The following is a 19,775-nucleotide window of genomic DNA, read 5'->3' as shown; positions in this document are numbered from 1 at the left end:
CGCGCTCTCACTCGCCGATCGCCCACTCCATCCCGACCTGCGCCGTGAAGGTGAGCCGCGCCGGCGGCACGATCGGCACGGCCGGGGCGGAGGCCGCACGCATCATCATGCGGTCCATCTCCGGCTGCGGCCCGCCGCCGACGTGCCCGTCGCCGATGCGGCGGATCGGGCCGAGCGTGACGCCGGCGGCATCCGCCAGCACCTGCGCCTGACGCCGCGCATCGGCGACCGCGCGGCGCATCGCCTCGTCCTGCGCGTCCTCGCTGCGCTCGAGCCCCCAGGCGATCGACTGGAAGGTGATCGCGTCGAGCGCGAGGATCTCGCCGGCGAAGGCGCCCACGGCGTCGGTGTCGCGCAGGACGATCATCATCTGATGCGTGGCCGTGAACGGCTCGACCGGGCGGGGATTGCCGTTGCGGTCGTATTCCTCCGGCGTCTCGAAGACCTGGAAGTTGACGGTCTGCACGTCCTCCCGGGCGACGCCGCGGGCCTCGATCGCGGCGAGCGCCTCATCCGTCGCGGTCCGGTTCGCCTCGAGCACGACGGCGACGCTGTCGCCGCGGTTGGTGACGGAAACGAACACGCGCGCGAAGTCCGGCGCGCGCTCGACCTCGCCCGTGCCGGTCACGGCGATCCGCCCGGCGGACGCCACCTGCGCATCCTGGGCGGAGGCGGGCGCCGTCGCCCAGGCGATCGGGCTCGCGAGCGCCAGGACGACGATCAGCCGGGAGAGGCGGCGGGGCGAGACGAGCAGCGGGCGAATCGGCATGAGGCGTGGTCCTTCGTGCGGTGAACGGTGCGACACTCTGCCCGTCATTGCGGCCGTGTCGAGGCGCCCCGCCGCGGGCCCACCGCATCCCGCCGCACCGTCCCGCCTTCTTCAGCCCGCGCGGATCTGCGCCGGGTCGACGAAGTTGAACTCCTCCACCATCAGCTCGCGCACGACGTCCTCCCCGAGCCGCGCGTTCACCGATTCGGTGAGCCCCGCGAGGAAACCGCGCATGTCGAAGGACCGCAGGTTGGCGAAGTCGATCGTCTCGTCGGCGAACAGCCGCTGGAAGGTCTCGTCGAGGATGAAGCTCTCCGGCGGCACGCGCAGCCGGCGCAGATCCTCGGTGTCCACCGTGTAGACGAACTGCGCGACCACGTAGCCGGCTATGCGGCCGTCCCGCAGGATCGGCACGGAGAGCGCGCGCGTCTTCTCGTACGAGACACCGCGGAAGTACGTCGGCTCGCCGGCGGCCTCGGCGGCGCGCTTGGCGCGCCAGTCGGCGACGAGGTGGGAGGACACGAACACCGTGGCGCAGAGCCACAGCCCCGCGACGAGGAGGCGCGCCGTCATCGCCGCGCGCCCTCGGCACGGGCCGGGACCGGCCGCTCGGCGTAGGTCCCGTCCGACTCGCGCGCCTCCAGCGCGCCGGCGATGGTGCCGGCGATCTCGCGTACGGCGTCGAGATGGGTGGCCAGCACCGCCTGGTTCCGGGCGATCGCATCGCGCAGGCCGGCGAGGCGGGCGCGCAGGAGGGGCGAGACCATCTGCTCGGCGAGCGGGCGCGCGGCGCGGGTGAACTCGAGCAGGCACAGGCTCTTGCGCCGGTTGAGCTCCTTGAGCTGGGCGGTGGAGAGCCGCCCGATCTCGGTGGTCTCGTGCTCGAGAACCGCCTCCAGCCGCCCGATCGCCGCGATCATGCCGGTCGCATCGCCCCAGTCCGGGTTGAGCGCGGGCGGGAGCGGCTCGGGCACCACCGCGGGGAGAGACGTGGCCGGCTGCGATGCGGCGATGCCGGACGTCGCGCCGGTCGGGGGCGGCGCGTCGGGGTCGGCGAGCGGGGCGGCGGGCGTGGTGCTGGAAGCGGCGGCGGTCATGATCGATCCCGGGGTCAGCTGCGGTAGAAGCCGGAGAAGTAGGGGGCGCCGGCGGGCGGCGGGGCGGAGGCGGCCTGCGCAGCGGCCGGCGCATGATCGGGCCACAGCGCGGCCGTTGCGGCGTCGACCTGGTCGAGCTGCGGATGCGCCTGCGCCACCGCGGCGGCGATGCCGACGCCGCCGGCGCGGGCGAGCTCGGCGCCGATCTCCTCGGCGAGGAAGCCACGCCAGATCGAGCCCGCGGTGCCCTCGCCGAACACGGCCTCGCTCTGCGGCATCAAGGTCTCGACCACCTGCCGCAGGAACGTCGCCTCGAAAGCCTGCGCCGGCGTCTCGGCGCCGGCCGTGGCGCGCGGGGCGCCCGCCAGGTCGGGCCCCGCGCCGATGCGGGGCGTGGCGGAGGGCGCGAGCGCGGCGAGCGTCTCGCGCAGGCGCTCCGGGGAGGGAGGCGGCATCGGCACCGGCGGCGGCGCCGGCGGGCGCGCGGCGTCCGCGACCATCGCGTCGAAGCCCTCCCCTGTCCGCCCGCGGGCGGCGGCGATGTCGCGCAGCCGCTCGGTCGCGGCGGCGAGCGCGGTCGGGTCCGCCGCGCGGGCGACCTCGAGAATGATGTCGGAGGGCGGTGAGATGGTCATGACGTGCCTCCTCCTCTCCTGGCTCGGTCCATGACGAGGCTATGCGCGGGTGCTTGCCCGAGGCTTGCGCCGGGCGCGGTAGCGCCGGCGCCTCCGGGATCGCGGCCCGCGAGGAAGGATTCGAGGATCGCGAGGTCCTCCTTGCGCCGCCGCTCCTCCTCGACGCGCCGCGCGGCATCCTTCTCGAGGATGCAGGCGGCCTTCTCGCGCCGCGCCTCCACGCGCACGGCCTCGCCCTGCCGCTCGGTCGCGGCCTCCAGGCTGCGCCGCTGGCGCGCGAGGCTCTCGAGCCGCCGCGCGCCGCTCTCGACGAACAGGCCCTTCAGGGGCCCCTCGGCGTTGAGCGCGGCGATCGTGAGTTCCTCGGCGTCCGCCACGGCGCGGGCGCGCCGGGCGAAATCGGCGAGCTTCCATTCCTCGAGCTTGCGCTTGGTCTCCTGGAGCGACCGGATGCGCGCGAGCGCGGCGTGTCGGGTGCGGGCGTCGGTCATGGCACGTCCGTCATGTCACGTCCGTCATGGCGCTCACCCCGTCCGAAGCCAGTCGGCGAACCCGGCGGCGAAGAGGGCGAGGTACTCGCCGACGAGGAAATAGAACACCAGCAGGCCGCCCATCAGCACGGCCGGGAGCCCGACGAAGTAGATCGGGATCTGCTGGGCGAGCTTGTTCATGACGCCGAGCGCGAAGTTCGCCAGGAAGGCGAAGATCACGAACGGCGCGGAGATGCGCAGCGCGAGCAGGAAGGCCTCGCCGATCCGGTCCGCGAGGGAGACGAGCGAGGCGCGCGCGTCGAAGCCCGCGACCGGCGGCAGCGTCTCGTAGGAGACCGCGAGCCCCCGGAAGATCTCCCAGTGCAGGTCGGCGATGAAGAACAGCGCGGTCGCCGAGAGCATCACCAGCGAGCCGAGCGCGGGGATCGGCTCGAGCTCGTCGACCGGCGCGCCGGGCATCGCGCCGAAGCCCACCAGCATGACGCTGGCGTGCGCCAGCGTCTGGAGGGCGAGGTAGAAGATCCGGCCGATGACGCCGATCTGCGCACCGATCAGCGTCTCGGTGACGATCAGCGCCAGCACCCCGGCCTGCGAGGCGGAGGCGACGACGGGGAGCAGGCCCGGCACCACGATCGGCGCCATGGCGAGCGTCGCGCCGATGACGATGAACAGGCGCACCTGCGTCGGCACCCTCAGCGAGGAGAAGCCGGGCATCAGCATCAGGCATCCGCCGATCCGGCAGAAGACCAGGAAGGTCGCGAGGATCAGGTCCGGCGAGAGCAGGCTCACCCCCGAGCTCACCCGACCGTCCCCAGGCTCTCGATGTCGACGCCGCGGGGGATCTCGACGTGGGAGAGCACCGGAAGCGTCGGGAACAGCCGCTCGATCACCATGCGCACGTAGGGCCGCGCGTCGGGCGCGGTGACGATGGCGAAGGGCTTGCCCTGCTCGAGCCGCTGGCGGATCGCCGCCGACGCCGCCTGGCCGAACTCCTCGAGCAGCCGCGGGTCGATGTCGAACTCGGCCGCCTCCCCCTTGGCGTCGCGCTTGACCGACTGGTGGAAGGCGAGATCCCAGCGGTTGCCGAGCCGCAGCACCCGCAGGGAGCCGCCCTCGGTGAGGTCGCCGCAGATCTGCTGGGCCATGCGCATGCGCACGTGCTCGACCACCTGCTCGGAGCGGCGCACGTGCGGCGCGATCTCGGCCACCGCCTCGAGGACGAGGTTGAGGTTGCGGATCGAGACGCGCTCGGCGAGCAGGAGCTTGAGCACGCCCTGCAGGCCCGAGTACGAGATCTGCGAGGGCACGATGTCGTCGACGAGGCGCTTGTACTCGGGGTCGAGGCGATCAATCAGCGCGCGCATGTCCTTGTAGGACAGGAGCTGGGGCAGGTTGTTGCGGATCACCTCGGAGAGGTGGGTCAGCAGCACCGACAGGTTGTCGATGGGCGTGAAGCCCTCGCGCTTGGCCTCCGCCGCGTAGCTCTCGGCGATCCACATGGCGGGCATGCCGAAGGCGGGCTCGCGGGCCTCGTCGCCGGGCACGTCGGGCTTCGACTGGCTGGTGATGACCATGACCTCGCCGATGCGCAGCTCGCTCGTCGCGATCGGCGTGCCGTGGATGCGAATCTCGTATGTCTTGCGCGGCAGCGTGAGCGAGTCCGAGAGCTTGATCTCGGGCACCACGAAGCCGTACTGGCGGGCGAACTTGCGGCGCATCTTCGAGACGCGGTGGGCGAGCTCGCCGTGGGCGGTGAGCAGCTCGGCGGAGAGCTGCTTGCCGAGCACGAGCTCGATCTCGGGCGTGCGCAGCTCCTCCTTGACCGAGTCGCGGCTCTCCTCCTCGACGCGCGTCTCCTCCTCGACCCGCAGCATCTCGCGATGGGCCTCCGCCTGCGCGATCTTGCGCGGGATCGCCCAGGCCGAGAAGGCGAGGACGCCGGCGAGGATCGCCAGCGGGAAGAAGGGCAGTCCCGGGGTGAGCGCCAGCAGCATCATCACGCCGCCGGCCATCAGCAGCGCGCGCGGGTAGCCGGAGAGCTGCGTCGTCACGGTCTCCTCGGCCGAGCCGCGGGTGCCGCCCTTGGAGACGAGCAGGCCCGCCGCGAGCGAGACGATCAGCGCGGGGATCTGCGTCACGAGCCCGTCGCCCACCGACAGCTTGACGAACACGTCGGCGGCGTCGCCGAGCTCCATGCCGTGGCGCGTCGTGCCGATGACGATGCCGCCGAGCATGTTGATCGCGGTGATGATCAGCCCGGCGATGGCGTCGCCGCGCACGAACTTGGAGGCGCCGTCCATGGCGCCGAAGAAGGAGCTCTCCTCCTCGAGCTCGCGCCTGCGGCGCTGCGCCTCCTTGTCGTCGATGAGCCCCGCCGAGAGGTCGGCGTCGATCGCCATCTGCTTGCCGGGGATGGCGTCGAGGGTGAAGCGCGCGCCGACCTCGGCGATGCGCGTCGCGCCCTTGGTGATGACGATGAAGTTCACCGTCACGAGGATCGCGAAGATGATGAGGCCGATGACGAAGTCGCCCGACATCACGAGGCGCGAGAAGCCGTCGATGATCATGCCGGCCGCGTCGCCGCCCTGGTCGCCCTCGGAGAGGATCATGCGCGTCGTCGCGATGTTGAGCGCCAGCCGCAGCATGGTGGCGATGAGCAGCACGGTGGGGAAGGCCGAGAACTCGAGCGGCTTCTGGATCCACAGCGCCACCATCAGGATGAGCACCGAGAGCGCGATCGACAGCGCGAGCCCGGCATCGATGAGGAAGGCCGGGATCGGCAGGAACAGGATCGTCAGGATGACGACGATGCCCAGCGCGAACCCGATGTCGCGCAGCCCCCGCGCCTGCGCCGCCCCCGCGGCCGCGATCGCCTTCGCCATGCCCGCTCCGTCCTCGTGATGCGTGATCCGTCACGCAGGATGCGGGCGGGAGCTTGCGCGAGGGTGGTGGGCGAGCGCAGCGCCGATATTCCTATGAATGCGAATATCAGAATGCGTATGCGTGCACTGAACATCTTGATCCTGATCAAGCCCCCCGCTCCGCGGCCGCGACATCCTGCCCCCGCAGAAGTCGTCGCCGGAATACGAAGGGGTGAGGGGCAATGGCGGGGTACGTCGCTACGCGTTCCGGGCATGCGTTCGGGTATCGGCTCGGCTCCGCCGTGATCGGTGCCGCATCCTTCGGCCTGATCGCCGCGCCGTTGATGCCGTTTCCCTATCTCCCTTCCGCCGTCGCGCTCGCCTTCCTCTACGGTTTCTTCTTCCTGGGCGGCGCCGGATACCGGATCCTGATCGCGCTCGCGCGGCGCGACGCGGGGGCGCACGCGCCGGTGTCCTGGACCGGGGGTGCGGCCGCCTCCGCGCTCGCGGCCGCCCTCGGCGGCACCTTGCTGGCGCTCGCGGGCGGGGACGGCGCGCTCGTCCTCGCCGCCTACGGCGTCGGTGCGAACGTGTCCTACGCCTTCGCCAAGCGCGCCTGCCTGGAGGCGGGGTGCTGCACGGCCGCGCGCCCGGTGCCGCTCCTCGGCGGGCGCGACCTGCGGACCGTCGAGATCGCGGCGACGCTCGCGATCCTCGCGACGACGGGCGCGGCTCTCGCCGTGGGCCAGCCGGCGAGCGCAGCGCTCGTCGGCATCGGCGGGCATCTCATGGTGCGGATCGGCTCGCGGATCGCGCGGGACCGCCGTCCGCAGGGCGTCCTCACGCTCTCGGGTACGGGGCAGGAGCTGATTCCGCTCCTCGTCGTGCTCGGGATCGCCGCCGGTATAGCAAATTAAGGTTGTCTATTTGCTCACCGATAGCGGAGGTACCGTCGTGACCGAGACCCGCAAGGAGACGAACGCCGAGATGGAGACGCGGATCGAGTCCCGCGCCGAGCGCGACGGACCGACGGCGGAGGCGCCGGAGCGCACGCGGTTGACCGTGCTCGCGGCACTCTCCGCCGCCGCGGCGGGCGGCGCCTGCATGAAGGACTACGACATGCTGGAGGACGATCCGCTCTCGCCCGACCCCTATCGCGAGCCGGCGGACACCAGCGGCGGCGACGGCGGTGGTGGCGGCGGCGGCGGCTCACACTGACGTCGTGGACCGAGAGCACCGCCGCCGGACGGCCGGCACGAGCCAGAGGAGAGACCGAGGATGCGAATGAACGAGGAACGATCCGCGGCCGTCGCCGCGCGCGACGGGGCGGCGACGCCGGTCGCCGCGGCGGAGACGCCCGACCGCTCGCGCCTTGCGCTGCTCGGCGCCCTGAGTGCGGCCGCGGCCGGGGGCGGGTGCGCGACCATCGAGGGCGGCGCTCAGGCGCTCGGGAGCCAGGCGATACGGCGGGCTCAGCAGCGATCGGACGCGGAGGCCGCCCGGCGCGCGGCTACGGAGGATCCACGCCTGCGCACGCCGGGCAGCGACGGCGACGGTGGCGGCGGTGGTGGCGGCGGCGGATCGCATTGACGCCGTCTCGCAAGACGACTCGATCAGGAAAGGGACACACGATGAACGAGACACGAGACAAAAGCGACGAGACGCCCGATCGCACCCGCCTCCAGCTCCTCGGCGCCCTCACCGCCGGTGCGGCGGCGGGAGCCTGCACGCCCGTCGGCCGCTCCGACGCCCCCGTCGTCACCAACGATCCGCGCTTCACGCCGATCGATTCCGGCGGTGACGGTGGTGGCGACGGCGGCGGCGGCGGTGGCGGTGGCGGATCGCACTGAGCGACGCCATGGAGAGCGCCTCCCTCGATCGGCGCGCCGTCCTGCGGATGGCGGCGGGGCTCGGCCTCGCCGCCGGCGTCGGCGGCTGCGAGACGCACGGCGGCGTGGCCCTCCCCGCCCCCGCCGAGCGGCCCGTACCGAACGGCCTCGCCGACGCGGCCGTCTACGTGCCCGGCTACGAGCCGGGCGCGGGGACGGCGAACGGCCTGCCGCTCGTCGCCAACCGGCGGATCGCGCGGGCGATCCGCGACACGGGCAAGCCCTACCGGCTGCTCTCGCGCATCGGCATGGACGGCAGCGTGCGCCAGGCGCTCCTGCCCGCCCACGCCCACGACGTCGCGATCGCGCCCGACCGCAGCGTCGGCGTGCTGTGCGGCTTCGAGGCCGCCGACCAGGTCGCCTTCGATCCGCTCACCCTCGATCTCGTGGCGAGCGCGCCGGCCTTCGGCGCGGGCTGGCGCGGCGGCGGGCACGCGGCCTATCTCGACGGGGGCGCCCGCGTGCTGATCTCCGAGCGCGCGCCCCGCCGCGCCCGCGACGGCGGGCCGGTCGAGGCGCATTTCGGGCGCATCACCATCCGCGACGCCGACACGCTGCGGGTGCGCGAGAGCTATTCCACCCACGGCATCGACCCGCACGAGATCGTGCTGATCGAGGACGGGCGCTACCTCGTCGCGGCGAACTACGGCTCGCTCCCGCGCGACGGCGAGGGCTCGCTCGCCGTGCCGCGGCACGTGGTCGAGGCGAGCGTCGCCATCGTCGACATGGCGGACGGCCGCCTCCTCGACAAGCGGGTGACGAGCACGCGCGACCTGGAGCTGCGCCACCTCGCCGCCGGCGGGCTCTCGCGCATCTTCGCCATCCAGGCGCGGCTCGGCGGCCCGGCCGACCTCGCGCGGGCGGCGGCGGGCGACGGGCTCGCCGAGGGCGTCGACATCACGAGCGAGCCGGGGATCGCCTACCTGTCTGCCCCGACCCTGAAGCTCGCCGCCGACGACCGGCCCGGCGCGATGACCGTGCACGAGATGGGCTCGGCGGCCGATCGCGCGCTGATGCGCCACGGCCTCTCGATCGTCTACGACCCCGTGCACGACCAGGCGATCGCCACCTTCCCCAGCGCCCACGCGGTGATGGCCTTCGACGGCGCCACGGGCGACACCGTCTCGCGGCTCGACGGCCGCGGCGTCGGCCTGCGCTTTCCCTGCGGGATCACCTTCCTGCCGGATGGTGTCCACTACGCGGTCACCGGCTACTGGGAGAACCTCTACGTCTTCGAGCGCGGCAGCCACCGGCTGGTGCGCGATTTGTGCCTCTACCCCACCTTCCTCGGCCACAGCCACGTGACGGCGGCGTGAGGGGGGCGGCCCGAGCGGGAGGGCCGCTCAGAGCCCGAGCGCGGCCAGCCGGTCGTGGCGGGCGGGCATGTAGAACGTGGCGACGCCGTCGGGCAGCCGCGGAGCGTCGCTCGGGTGGGGCGCGAGCGGGCGGGTCTCCGGCAGGCGGGTCTCGGGCGCATGCGTCTCCAGGAAGCCGCGCAGCGCCCAGAGGCGGCGTTTGAGCCGCGCCAGATGATCGGCGCGGGCCTCGACCTCGTCCGCGCCCAGCAGCTCGACCTCGGCCGCGGCGAGGGCGAGGGTGAACAGGGCGCCGACGCGGCTTTGCGGGCGATGCTCGCTCGCGCGCAGGGCGACGTGGTCGAGCGACAGCGTCGCCTCCTCGAACACCCGCTCGGCGGCGTTCCTCTCGGCGGCGGGCCCGGCCGCGTCGCCGACACCTGCGAGCCGCAGCGCCAGCGCCTCCGCCGCATTGCGGCGCACGATCAACCGTTCCGCCTCCGCGCACAGGCGCGCGAGCGGGCAATCCCCGTCGGTCATGATGGGTCTTCCGTTGCTTGGGTGGTGGCAGGACCCTTACACTCGCAATCGGAGACGAGTTCAATAACCCCGTTATTAAAAATCGAGCACGGCGTGGCGAAGCACCGGATCACCAGCGAACAGCTCCGCGCCGCCCGCGCCCTCCTGCGCTGGGAGCAGCGCGACCTCGCCCGCGAATCCGGCGTCTCCCACCCCACCATCGCACGGCTGGAACTGCAGCCGGGGCCTTTGGCGGCCTGGGCGCGGACGTCGGACAAGCTGCAAGCCGCGCTGGAGAAGGCGGGGGTGGAGTTCGTGCCGGAGGAGGGGGAGAAGGGGGAGGGGGTGCGGTTCAGGGAGAGGCGTGACCTTTCGCAGAACACTTGATCACGCGACCAATCTCAGGGCTTGTTGATCTTCAATCGGAAGACCGGGCTCTTCCCATCGCCATCCGGACTTGGATGGTAGTCCAAGCCAAACAAGACATCGGTGATTCTTTCTGCGTAAAACACAGCACCATGTAGAAATTTTTCCACTGCATGGGCATGAAGATCCTCTTCGGCGGTTACAATCACCAAAGCACGCCGCAAATACAGATGGGCATATTTTCGAGATTTCTGGTCCTGCACAGAAATTCGTTCCTGAAGACGGGTCAACAAAGCATCTCTCGTCCAATGGAAAGATTCTGGAAGGGGCTTCAGCAATCTATAATCCTTCATGGCGCTTGATAGCCACCTAGATTCTACCAGCTCAGTGACCTCTATGCTCCACAGCTCGCCATCAATGAGAGCTTCGCAGTCCGGCGGATCGTTCCCCGCTCGAACATTCCCGACATCAAAGCCGACGGCCTCTAGCACGGCGCTCGCGTTTGCGATCTCCTCAACGCTTTTCTCTTGGCCCGGACCGAGCCTCGAACTACGCCACGTCCAGTGTCCCTGAACCGGTCGCATGCTCGCTCGGGCGATAGCCAGCAACTCCCACGGATTTATCTCGTCGTCCTTCATCACTCCCCGCCTCGCTGCCGCCCAGGCGGATCATGCCGACGCCGCTCACCGTCCGGCTGCCTCGGCCATCCAACGCCGGGATCCCAGTATTCCCCGCTTCAACGCCGGCACGTAAAGTGCCGCATCCAAGCGCGGCCAGAGAATGCCGAGCCCGCCCGGGAGGATCTCGATCTCCGTCAGATCGTCGGCCGTCGCATGCACGAGCTCCTCGGCCTCCGCCGGCGCGAAGGACACCTCGTCCCCTGTGCTGAGCCGCACCAGGACACGGTCACTCTCGCGATCGTAGCGCGCCGCGATCGCATAGCCCTCACTGCGAAGGGCTGCCATTCTCCGTTCCGCAGCGGCAATATCGGCTTCAGAAAGTGTCATGGATCTGCCTCCAATGATCGCACAAGCCGGCCAGGTTGAGCGAGATCGTACGGAGTAGGTACCGGAGTTGCTTCGGGCCGAGGCGGACGCTCTCGCGCAGCTTCGGCGGACCATCAGGGCAGTTCAAGAGAAAAACTGCGTTTCCCCCTCCGCCGTAAGCATGGACATGTGCCGGGCGATGGTCGTTCACGAAAATGAGGAAGCGATATCCATCCACGCGCGACACGACCGGCATACGATGTCCCCAACTCATGATCGACTTGCAACCAGATCAAGGCGTGTTGCGCCTCGCTCCAGGTAACGGAACCGTCGGCTACGATGCCCACTCAGGAGAGCACGAAGCCAAGTTGCATGCAAATCGTCGCACTATACAATCATCAGAGGAGCGCACGCCCGCTCCATTGCGCAGGTCCCTTGACCCCCTCCCCCACACCCCCCATCTTCCTCCCTCGAGGGCCGCGCCCCGGCGGGTCCTCGTCCAGAAGTGCCTCACCAAGGGCTTCGACCATGTCGCGTCAGTCGCCGTTCGCTCATCCGTTCCTGCTCGGCTTCGACGAGATCGAGCAGGCGCTCGACCGCGTCGCCAAGGCTGCGGGGGACGGGTATCCGCCCTACAACATCGAGCGGCTGCCCCGCACCGCGGAGGGACCGGAGAAGCTGCGGATCACGCTCGCGGTCGCCGGGTTCACCCGCGACCAGCTCGAGGTCACCCTCGAGGAGAGCCAGCTCGTCATCCGCGGCAAGCAGACGGACGACAAGACGCGTCACTACCTCCACCGCGGCATCGCCGCCCGCCAGTTCCAGCGCTCCTTCCTCCTCGCCGACGGCATGGAGGTGGTCGGCGCCGACCTGACGAACGGCCTGCTCTCGATCGACCTCGTCCGCCCCGAGCCGGAGCGGGTGATCCGCAAGATCGATATCGCGCTGAAGGCGTCCAAGGGCAGAGACTCCGAGGCCTGACGATCCTCGGGCCGATCGCCCGCATCCCACCGCACCGCTCGAAGGAGGGCGCGAGACCATGACCACGATCACCACCATTCTCCCCGACATGATCCAGGCCGACGAGGTCCACGCGCCCGAGGTGCTCGCCGCGCTCGGCGAGGGCGAGGTCGCCTACGTCCGGCCGATGACCTCCGAGGAGGTCGCCAGGCTCTTCCCGCAGGCCCCGCAGCTCCAGCCCGGGCTCGCGCTCTTCGCCCTGCTCTCGGCGAGCGGCGCGCCGATCCTGCTCAGCGCCTCGCGCGAGGCGGCGATCGCCAACGCGCGCGCCAACCAGCTCGACGCGGTGAGCGTGCACTGACCGATCGGCCGGCCGCCGGCGGCCTCGCCCATCGAAGCGCCCACGGCGAGCCCGTCCGCTCGCCGTGGGCGCTCGCACGTGAACAGGAAGGGAACGGCGGGACCTCTCCCCAGCCCGAAACCGTCCCCGCGTCGCACCCGACCGCACAATTGCCGCAGCACCGCCCCGCGACCGCCCGTTCCACTTGGCACGAAAGCCGTGCGCACCTAGATTGAACCTCGCGAACGCCTCCTGTCGGGCGTGCGTTCGCGCCCCGCGCGAGCGTCCATCGTCTCGCGCGCGGCTCGTAGGGACGCCCTCTGCCCGGCGACGAACGGACCGCGATGAACCCGAACTTCAGAAACTTCGCCCTGTGGGTCATCATCTTCCTGCTGGTGCTCGCGCTCGTGACGCTGTTCCAGTCGCCGAGCCAGCGCATGCAGGGCCGCGAGATCGCCTACAGCCAGCTGCTCACGGCGGCGGAATCCGGGCGCGTCTCGTCCGTCACCATCGCGGGCCGCGAGATCACGGGCATCTACCAGGACGGGACAGCCTTCTCGACCTACGCGCCGGAGGACGCGAGCCTCGTCCCGACGCTGCAGGCGAACGGCGTGCAGATCAACGCCCAGCCGCCGCAGGACTCGACGCCCTGGCTGCTGGCGCTCCTGATCAACTGGCTGCCGATCCTGATCTTCATCGGCGCGTGGATCTTCCTCTCGCGCCAGATGCAGTCCGGCGCCGGGCGTGCCATGGGCTTCGGCAAGTCCAAGGCGAAGCTCCTCACCGAGGCGCACGGCAAGGTGACGTTCGAGGACGTCGCGGGCATCGACGAGGCCAAGGAGGATCTCCAGGAGATCGTCGAGTTCCTGCGCGATCCCCAGAAGTTCCAGCGGCTCGGCGGGCGCATCCCGCGCGGCGTGCTGCTCGTCGGCTCGCCCGGCACCGGCAAGACCTTGACCGCCCGCGCCGTCGCGGGCGAGGCGAACGTGCCGTTCTTCACGATCTCGGGCTCGGACTTCGTCGAGATGTTCGTCGGCGTCGGCGCGAGCCGCGTGCGCGACATGTTCGAGCAGGCGAAGAAGAACTCGCCGTGCATCATCTTCATCGACGAGATCGACGCGGTCGGCCGTCACCGTGGCGCCGGGCTCGGCGGCGGCAACGACGAGCGCGAGCAGACCCTGAACCAGCTCCTCGTCGAGATGGACGGCTTCGAGGCGAACGAGGGTGTCATCATCATCGCCGCGACGAACCGCCCGGACGTGCTCGATCCCGCGCTGCTGCGGCCGGGCCGCTTCGACCGGCAGATCGTCGTGCCGAACCCCGACGTGACCGGCCGCGAGAAGATCCTGCGGGTGCACGTGCGCAAGGTCCCGCTCGCGCCCGACGTCGACACCAAGGTGATCGCGCGGGGCACGCCGGGCTTCTCGGGCGCCGACCTGATGAACCTCGTCAACGAGGCGGCGCTGCTCGCCGCGCGGCGCGGCAAGCGCATCGTCACGATGCAGGAGTTCGAGGACGCCAAGGACAAGGTGATGATGGGTGCCGAGCGCCGCACCCTCGTCATGACGGACGACGAGAAGCGACTCACGGCCTATCACGAGGCGGGTCACGCCATCGTCGCGCTCAACGTCCCCGCGACCGACCCCGTGCACAAGGCGACCATCATCCCGCGCGGGCGCGCGCTGGGCATGGTCATGCAGCTCCCCGAGCGTGACAAGCTCTCGATGAGCTACGAGCAGATGACGTCTCGCCTCGCCATCATGATGGGCGGGCGCATCGCGGAGGAGATCACCTTCGGGCGCGAGAAGGTGACGTCCGGCGCGCAGTCGGACATCGACCAGGCCACCCGGCTCGCCAAGATGATGGTGACCCGCTGGGGCTTCTCCGAGGAGCTCGGCACCGTCGCCTACGGCGACAGCAACGACGATCCGTTCGTCGGCATGCAGATGGGCCGCCAGAACCACGTCTCCGAGGAGACGGCGCAGAAGATCGACGCCGAGGTCCGCCGTTTCGTCGAGGAGGGTCTCGTCGAGGCCCGGCGCATCCTCACCGAGAAGCACGACCAGCTCGAGATGCTCGCCAAGGGCCTGCTCGAGTACGAGACGCTGACCGGCCAGGAGATCCGCGACCTGATCGCCGGCAAGCGACCGAGCCGTGACGCCACCGAGCCGCCGGCCCCGGTGCGCGGGGTCACCGTCCCCGTCGCCGGCAAGCCCCGCCCGCCGCGCGACGAGCCCGGCGCGGGCCTGGAGCCGCAGCCCCAGGGCTGAGGCGCACCCGTTCGTGCAGGCCGCCCGCCGAGCCGCTCGGCGGGCGTTCGCGCCGCGTATCTCGTTCACCGTTCCATCGCTTGACACCCGCGCCGGCCTTTGCGAAGGGCGCGAAGCCGTTCGCACCGGCCGTCGTCGTTTTTCGAAGGAGGCTCCATGCCGGACCAGACTCCGAGCCGCGCTCTCGTGTTCCCAGGCCAGGGCAGCCAGGCGGTGGGCATGGGCAAGGCTCTGTGCGACGCCTTTCCCCAGGCCCGCGCCGTGTTCGACGAGGTCGACGCCGCGCTCTCGCAGAAGCTCTCGACCCTGATGTTCGAGGGGCCGATGGAGACGCTCACCCTCACGGCGAACGCCCAGCCGGCGCTGATGGCGACCAGCCTCGCGGCGCTGCGCGTGCTCGAGGCCGAGGCCGGGCTCGACGTCGCCCGCGACGTCGCCTTCCTGGCGGGCCATTCGCTCGGCGAGTACTCCGCGCTCGCCGCCGCCGGTGCGCTCTCCGTCGCCGACACGGCGCGCCTCCTGCGCATCCGCGGCGACGCCATGCAGGCGGCCGTCCCCGTCGGCGAGGGCGCCATGGCGGCGCTGATCGGCGTGGAGATCGAGCAGGCGGCAGAGATCGCCGCCGAGGCGGCCCAGGGCCAGGTCTGCGACGTGGCCAACGACAACGGCGGCGGCCAGGTCGTCGTCTCCGGCCACAAGCCGGCGGTGGAGCGCGCGCTCGCCGTCGCGCAGGCGCGCGGCGTCAAGCGCGCGGTGCTGCTGCCGGTCTCCGCCCCCTTCCATTGCGCGCTGATGGCGCCCGCCGCCGAGGCGATGCGCGCCGCGCTCGCCGAGGCGACCGTGAGCGCGCCCCGCGCGCCGGTCGTCGCCAACGTCACCGCCGCGCCGATCGCGGACCCGCAGGCGATCCGCGACGCGCTCGTGGCGCAGGTGACGGGCACCGTGCGCTGGCGCGAATCGGTCGCGTTCATGGCGGGAGCGGGCGTCGGCGGCTTCGTCGAGGTCGGCGTCGGGCGCGTCCTGTCCGGCCTCGTCAAGCGCATCGCGCCCGCGGCGCAGACCCGCGGCGTGGGTGCGCCCGACGACGTGGCGGCGTTCGCCGCCGACCTGAAGCAGGGATGAGGCGCATGTTCGATCTCTCGGGCCGCAAGGCCCTCGTCACCGGCGCGACCGGCGGCCTCGGCGGGGCCATCGCCCGCGTGCTGCACGCGCAGGGTGCCGTGGTCACGATCTCCGGCACGCGCCGCGCGGCGCTCGACGCGCTCGCCGGCGAACTCGGCGAGCGGGTCCACGTCGCCGAGGCGAACCTCGCCGACAAGGAGTCGGTGGAGGCGCTGGTGCCCGGCGCCGAGGCGGCGATGGGCGGGCTCGACATCCTCGTCAACAATGCCGGGATCACCAAGGACAACCTGTTCATGCGCCTCAAGGACGAGGACTGGGACACGGTGCTGGCGGTGAACCTGACCGCGGCGTTCCGGCTCTCGCGGGCCGCGGTGAAGGGCATGATGCGCCGGCGCTTCGGGCGCATCGTCAACATCTCCTCGGTCGTCGGTGCCACCGGCAACGCCGGCCAGGGCAACTACGCCGCCTCGAAGGCCGGGCTGGTCGGCATGTCGAAGGCGCTCGCCGCCGAGGTCGCGAGCCGCGGCATCACCGTGAACGCGGTGGCGCCGGGCTTCATCGAATCGCCGATGACGGACGCGCTCAACGAGAAGCAGCGCGGCGCAATCCTCGGCACGATCCCCGCCGGGCGCCTCGGCACCGGCGCGGAGATCGCGGCCGCGGTCGCCTATCTCGCTTCGGACGAGGCGGGCTACGTCACCGGTCACACGTTGCACGTCAACGGCGGCATGGCGATGCTGTGACGCCGCCGGGCCGGCGCCCGCACGGGCGGGCCCCGGCGCGCACGAATTGGCGGGGAAGCCCGTGCTGCGGCTCTCGCCAGGGCGCGGGCCGTGTGCTAGGACACCGCGACATTTTGGTCGTCGGCATCTCTCGGGGGCTTGACCGCGGACGCGATTGGGGCTTTTGCAGCACGCGTCCAGGTCGGCACGATCACCCCGGCGGCAGCCGCGCGAACCGGACATCCCCGCGGGTGCCGTCTTCCGGGAAGGCGCGCTCGCAGATCGACGAGTGATACGAGGACACGAACGATGAGTGACATCGCTGAGCGCGTGAAGAAGATCGTGGTCGAGCACCTGGGTGTCGAGGCTGACAAGGTGAACGAGAACGCGAACTTCATCGATGACCTCGGCGCCGACAGCCTCGACACCGTCGAGCTCGTGATGGCGTTCGAGGAGGAGTTCAACGTCGAGATCCCGGACGACGCCGCCGAGACCATCGTGACGGTCGGCGACGCCATCAAGTTCCTCGAGAAGAACGCCGGCTGAGGGCGCCGCGCCCCCGATCCCGCCGCCGTGCGGGGCTCGCGGGCGCGACCCACGGCACATGACATGATGATGCTGCGTCGCGTCGTCGTCACCGGCCTGGGGATGGTCACGCCGCTCGCTTGCGGCGTCGAGCAGACCTGGGCACGGCTTCTCGCCGGCCGGAGCGGGGCGTCTCGGATCGAGTCGTTCGAGACCTCCGACCTTCCCTGCCGCATCGCCTGCCAGATCCCGCAGGGCGACGGGTCCGAGGGGACCTTCAATCCCGACGACTGGATGGACCCCAAGGATCAGCGCAAGGTCGATCCCTTCATCGTCTACGCCATGGCGGCGGCGAAGCAGGCGCTCGACGACGCCGGCTGGCACCCGACCGGCTACGACGAGCAGGCCGCCTCGGGCGTCCTGATCGGCTCCGGCATCGGCGGCATCGAAGGCATCGCGGACGCGGCGCTCATCCTGCGCGACAAGGGCCCGCGCCGACTCTCGCCCTTCTTCATCCCCGGCCGGCTGATCAACCTCGCCTCGGGCTACGTCTCGATCGCGCACGGGCTGAAGGGCCCCAACCACGCGGTCGTGACCGCCTGCTCGACAGGCGCGCACGCGATCGGCGACGCCGCGCGGCTGATCGCGCTCGGCGATGCCGACGTGATGGTCGCCGGCGGGACCGAATCCCCGATCAGCCGGATCGCCATGGCCGGCTTCGCCGCCTGCCGCGCGCTCTCGACCCATTTCAACGACGAGCCGACGCGCGCCTCGCGTCCCTACGACCGCGACCGCGACGGCTTCGTCATGGGCGAGGGCTCGGGCGTCGTCGTGCTCGAGGAGTACGAGCACGCGGTCGCCCGCGGCGCCCGGATCTACGCCGAGCTCGTCGGCTACGGCCTCTCGGGCGACGCCTTCCACATCACCTCGCCCTCCGAGGACGGGGACGGCGCCTACCGCTGCATGAAGGCGGCGCTCAAGCGCGCCGGCCTCCCGGCGACGGCGCTCGACTACGTCAACGCCCACGGCACCTCGACGCCGCTCGGCGACGAGATCGAGCTCGGCGCCGTCGAGCGGCTGATGGGCGACGCGGCGTCGCGGCTCACCATGTCCTCGACCAAGTCCGCCACCGGGCACCTGCTCGGGGCCGCGGGCGCGATCGAGGCGATCTTCGCGATCCTGGCGATGCGCGACGGCAAGGTGCCGCCGACGCTCAACCTGGAGAACCCGTCCATCGAGACGCGCATCGACCTCGTGCCGCTCGCGGCCAAGGAGAAGCGCATCGACGTGGCGCTCTCGAACTCCTTCGGCTTCGGCGGAACCAACGCCTCGCTCGTCTTCGCCCGCGTTCCCTGAGGCGCCGGGCCGGGGACCGATCCGGCACGCGTTTTCGCCACATTGCTGGGTCAGTCCGGGCGGCGGTCGCCACGAGGCCGCCGTCGCCACCCTCGCCAGACGTGAGCCATGTTCGGTCGCAGCAAAGACACGAGCCAGCCGCCCGCGACGCCGCAGCCCGGCTCGACCTACAACGGCGGGCCGGCGGAGCCGCCCCGTCTCGCGCCCAGGAGCCCGCACGAGGCGATCAAGCCCGAGATGGCCCCACCGCCCCCGCCGCAGCGCCTGCGCCCCCCGCGTGGCGGGCTCGTGTCGACATTGTCGGGCCTGTTCAGCGTTCTCGCGGTCGCCGCGCTGCTCGCCCTCGTCGGGCTCGTCGTGCTCGCCCGCCAGGCGAACGAGCCCGGCCCGCTCGAGGCGGACAAGGTCGTGACCATCCCGAGCCGTACCGGCATGGGCGAGATCGCCCGCATCCTCGATCGCGAGGGCGTGATCGCGCAGCCGCTGCTCTTCCAGCTCTACGCCGTCATCAGCCGCGAGCAGGCGAACCTCAAGGCCGGCGAGTTCCTGTTCGAGTCCGAGGCGTCCATCGCCGACGCGATCGACACGCTCACCGAAGGCCGCTCGATCCTCCACGAGATCACCTTCCCCGAGGGGCTGACGAGCCAGCAGATCGTCGAGCGCCTGCGCGAGGACCCGATCCTCACCGGCGAGATCGACGCGATCCCGCCGGAGGGCTCGCTCCTTCCCGACACCTACAAGTTCGCCCGCGGGACCACGCGCGCCGAGGTCCTCGACATCATGAGCCGCGCTCAGGCCGGCGCGCTCGCGCAGATCTGGGCGCGGCGCGTCGAGGGGCTGCCGCTGGAGACGCCCGAGGAGCTCGTCATCCTCGCCTCCATCGTCGAGAAGGAGACCGGGCGCGCCGACGAGCGCCCACGGGTCGCCGGCGTGTTCATAAACCGGCTGCGGCGCGGCATGCGGCTCGAATCCGACCCCACCATCGTCTACGGCCTGGTGGGCGGGCGCGGCACGCTGGGGCGCGGCATCCTGCGCTCGGAGATCCGCGCGCCGACTCCCTGGAACACCTACACGATCGACGGCCTGCCGCCGACGCCGATCGCCAACCCCGGCCGCGCGGCCATGGAGGCGGTGGCGAACCCGTCGCGGACCAACGACCTGTTCTTCGTGGCGGACGGGACCGGCGGCCACGCCTTCTCGGAGACCTACGACCAGCACCGGCGGGCCGTGTCGCGCTGGCGCGAGATCGAGGCCGGCCGCGCCACGTCGGCGGGAGAGGACGTGATCGACCCCGACGACCTGCCCGACGAGGAGCCCGACCGCAGCAGCGCACTCCCGAGCCCGGCGCCCGCCGCCGGCGGCACGGCGCCGACGCCGCGCGATGTCGTCGACGCCTCCGAGGGCACGCCGCTCGACCCGCTCGCCAACACGACGTTCGATCTCACCAACACGCAGATCGTGCCGGATCTCGCACCGCTCGACGGCACGGCTCCCGCCGACGCGCCCGCGCCCATCGTGCGCCCCGCGGACGGCTCCCCGCCCCTGCCGCCCCGCCGCCCGGATCTCTGAGGC

At 71.4% G+C, this 19,775-nt stretch carries 24 protein-coding genes; 13 read left to right on the top strand and 11 right to left on the bottom strand.

The genetic code is table 11. The annotated features are described in order from the left end of the window. Positions 1–7: 7 nt before the first annotated feature. The 7 genes from ACTZWW_RS12975 to flhA all read right to left on the bottom strand — a co-directional run bounded on the left by ACTZWW_RS12975 (position 8) and on the right by flhA (position 5,874). Entirely contained in the window at positions 8–769 is a 762-nt protein-coding gene (locus tag ACTZWW_RS12975) for an SIMPL domain-containing protein (RefSeq protein ID WP_444781378.1), read from the bottom strand. A 111-nt stretch (positions 770–880) separates the two neighbouring features. Then, a complete protein-coding gene (locus ACTZWW_RS12970; protein WP_444781377.1) occupies positions 881–1,342 on the bottom strand; it encodes a hypothetical protein in 462 nt (153 codons plus the stop codon). Beyond that, positions 1,339–1,866, bottom strand: a complete 528-nt coding sequence (locus ACTZWW_RS12965) for a hypothetical protein (protein ID WP_444781376.1) — start codon at positions 1,864–1,866, stop codon at positions 1,339–1,341. Before ACTZWW_RS12965 ends, ACTZWW_RS12970 begins: the two co-directional genes overlap by 4 nt. Before the next feature lie 14 nt (positions 1,867–1,880). After that, positions 1,881–2,501 carry a rod-binding protein gene (locus ACTZWW_RS12960; RefSeq protein WP_444781375.1) on the bottom strand — a complete coding sequence of 207 codons (621 nt, stop codon included), beginning with the start codon at positions 2,499–2,501 and terminating at the stop codon, positions 1,881–1,883. Then, on the bottom strand, positions 2,498–2,992 hold the full coding sequence (locus tag ACTZWW_RS12955) for a hypothetical protein (protein ID WP_444781374.1): 495 nt from the start codon (positions 2,990–2,992) through the stop codon (positions 2,498–2,500). The genes ACTZWW_RS12960 and ACTZWW_RS12955 overlap by 4 nt, the downstream gene beginning before the upstream one ends. 33 nt (positions 2,993–3,025) lie before the next feature. Continuing rightward, positions 3,026–3,781: a flagellar biosynthetic protein FliR gene (locus tag ACTZWW_RS12950; protein WP_444781373.1), complete on the bottom strand. Its 756-nt coding sequence runs from the start codon at positions 3,779–3,781 to the stop codon at positions 3,026–3,028. Between the two features lie 8 nt (positions 3,782–3,789). After that, entirely contained in the window at positions 3,790–5,874 is a 2,085-nt protein-coding gene (gene flhA / locus ACTZWW_RS12945) for a flagellar biosynthesis protein FlhA (RefSeq protein ID WP_444781372.1), read from the bottom strand. Positions 5,875–6,155: 281 nt separating this feature from the next. Here flhA and ACTZWW_RS12940 point away from each other — a divergent pair, with 281 nt between their 5' ends. From ACTZWW_RS12940 to ACTZWW_RS12925, 4 genes are all read left to right on the top strand, one after another. Then, positions 6,156–6,770: a hypothetical protein gene (locus ACTZWW_RS12940; protein WP_444781371.1), complete on the top strand. Its 615-nt coding sequence runs from the start codon at positions 6,156–6,158 to the stop codon at positions 6,768–6,770. 37 nt (positions 6,771–6,807) lie between these two features. Beyond that, positions 6,808–7,071 (top strand): hypothetical protein, encoded by a 264-nt coding sequence (locus ACTZWW_RS12935; RefSeq protein WP_444781370.1) that lies wholly within the window; start codon positions 6,808–6,810, stop codon positions 7,069–7,071. A gap of 413 nt (positions 7,072–7,484) precedes the next feature. After that, entirely contained in the window at positions 7,485–7,703 is a 219-nt protein-coding gene (locus tag ACTZWW_RS12930; RefSeq protein WP_444781369.1) for a hypothetical protein, read from the top strand. A gap of 8 nt (positions 7,704–7,711) precedes the next feature. Further along, on the top strand, positions 7,712–9,058 hold the full coding sequence (locus ACTZWW_RS12925) for a DUF1513 domain-containing protein (RefSeq protein ID WP_444781368.1): 1,347 nt from the start codon (positions 7,712–7,714) through the stop codon (positions 9,056–9,058). A gap of 27 nt (positions 9,059–9,085) precedes the next feature. Here the strand turns inward: ACTZWW_RS12925 and ACTZWW_RS12920 are convergent, their stop codons facing one another. Beyond that, positions 9,086–9,577, bottom strand: coding sequence for a hypothetical protein (locus tag ACTZWW_RS12920; RefSeq protein WP_444781367.1), 492 nt, complete (start codon positions 9,575–9,577; stop codon positions 9,086–9,088). A 93-nt stretch (positions 9,578–9,670) separates the two neighbouring features. On the opposite strand from ACTZWW_RS12920, the gene ACTZWW_RS12915 reads away from it, so the two are divergent. Continuing rightward, on the top strand, positions 9,671–9,943 hold the full coding sequence (locus tag ACTZWW_RS12915; RefSeq protein WP_444781366.1) for a helix-turn-helix domain-containing protein: 273 nt from the start codon (positions 9,671–9,673) through the stop codon (positions 9,941–9,943). A 14-nt stretch (positions 9,944–9,957) separates the two neighbouring features. Here the strand turns inward: ACTZWW_RS12915 and ACTZWW_RS12910 are convergent, their stop codons facing one another. The 3 genes from ACTZWW_RS12910 to ACTZWW_RS12900 are packed head-to-tail and all read right to left on the bottom strand — an operon-like array spanning position 9,958 to position 11,164. Further along, positions 9,958–10,560 (bottom strand): hypothetical protein, encoded by a 603-nt coding sequence (locus ACTZWW_RS12910; RefSeq protein WP_444781365.1) that lies wholly within the window; start codon positions 10,558–10,560, stop codon positions 9,958–9,960. 45 nt (positions 10,561–10,605) lie between these two features. Continuing rightward, positions 10,606–10,929, bottom strand: coding sequence for a DUF2442 domain-containing protein (locus ACTZWW_RS12905; protein WP_444781364.1), 324 nt, complete (start codon positions 10,927–10,929; stop codon positions 10,606–10,608). Further along, positions 10,916–11,164, bottom strand: coding sequence for a DUF4160 domain-containing protein (locus ACTZWW_RS12900; protein ID WP_444781363.1), 249 nt, complete (start codon positions 11,162–11,164; stop codon positions 10,916–10,918). Before ACTZWW_RS12900 ends, ACTZWW_RS12905 begins: the two co-directional genes overlap by 14 nt. Before the next feature lie 272 nt (positions 11,165–11,436). Between ACTZWW_RS12900 and ACTZWW_RS12895 the strand changes: the two genes are divergently transcribed. The 8 genes from ACTZWW_RS12895 to mltG all read left to right on the top strand — a co-directional run bounded on the left by ACTZWW_RS12895 (position 11,437) and on the right by mltG (position 19,772). Beyond that, positions 11,437–11,889, top strand: coding sequence for an Hsp20 family protein (locus tag ACTZWW_RS12895; protein WP_444781362.1), 453 nt, complete (start codon positions 11,437–11,439; stop codon positions 11,887–11,889). A 58-nt stretch (positions 11,890–11,947) separates the two neighbouring features. Beyond that, on the top strand, positions 11,948–12,229 hold the full coding sequence (locus ACTZWW_RS12890) for a BQ00720 family protein (RefSeq protein WP_444781361.1): 282 nt from the start codon (positions 11,948–11,950) through the stop codon (positions 12,227–12,229). Positions 12,230–12,552: 323 nt separating this feature from the next. Continuing rightward, positions 12,553–14,478 (top strand): ATP-dependent zinc metalloprotease FtsH, encoded by a 1,926-nt coding sequence (gene ftsH, locus ACTZWW_RS12885; RefSeq protein WP_444781360.1) that lies wholly within the window; start codon positions 12,553–12,555, stop codon positions 14,476–14,478. 156 nt (positions 14,479–14,634) lie between these two features. Next, positions 14,635–15,600: an ACP S-malonyltransferase gene (gene fabD / locus ACTZWW_RS12880; protein ID WP_444781359.1), complete on the top strand. Its 966-nt coding sequence runs from the start codon at positions 14,635–14,637 to the stop codon at positions 15,598–15,600. Positions 15,601–15,605: 5 nt separating this feature from the next. Further along, complete coding sequence (gene fabG / locus ACTZWW_RS12875; RefSeq protein ID WP_444781358.1) at positions 15,606–16,343, top strand: 3-oxoacyl-[acyl-carrier-protein] reductase; 738 nt, start codon at positions 15,606–15,608, stop codon at positions 16,341–16,343. A gap of 288 nt (positions 16,344–16,631) precedes the next feature. Beyond that, positions 16,632–16,868, top strand: a complete 237-nt coding sequence (locus ACTZWW_RS12870) for an acyl carrier protein (protein WP_444781357.1) — start codon at positions 16,632–16,634, stop codon at positions 16,866–16,868. A 72-nt stretch (positions 16,869–16,940) separates the two neighbouring features. After that, positions 16,941–18,203, top strand: a complete 1,263-nt coding sequence (gene fabF, locus ACTZWW_RS12865; protein WP_444781387.1) for a beta-ketoacyl-ACP synthase II — start codon at positions 16,941–16,943, stop codon at positions 18,201–18,203. 108 nt (positions 18,204–18,311) lie between these two features. Beyond that, positions 18,312–19,772, top strand: a complete 1,461-nt coding sequence (gene mltG / locus ACTZWW_RS12860; RefSeq protein WP_444781356.1) for an endolytic transglycosylase MltG — start codon at positions 18,312–18,314, stop codon at positions 19,770–19,772. Positions 19,773–19,775: the final 3 nt, after the last annotated feature.

It is taken from the genome of Salinarimonas sp. NSM (assembly GCF_052380005.1).
Taxonomy (GTDB): Bacteria; Pseudomonadota; Alphaproteobacteria; order Rhizobiales; family Beijerinckiaceae; genus Salinarimonas.
The sequence above is the reverse complement of the archived record's forward strand: the minus strand, read 5'-3'. Positions and strand labels throughout refer to the sequence as shown.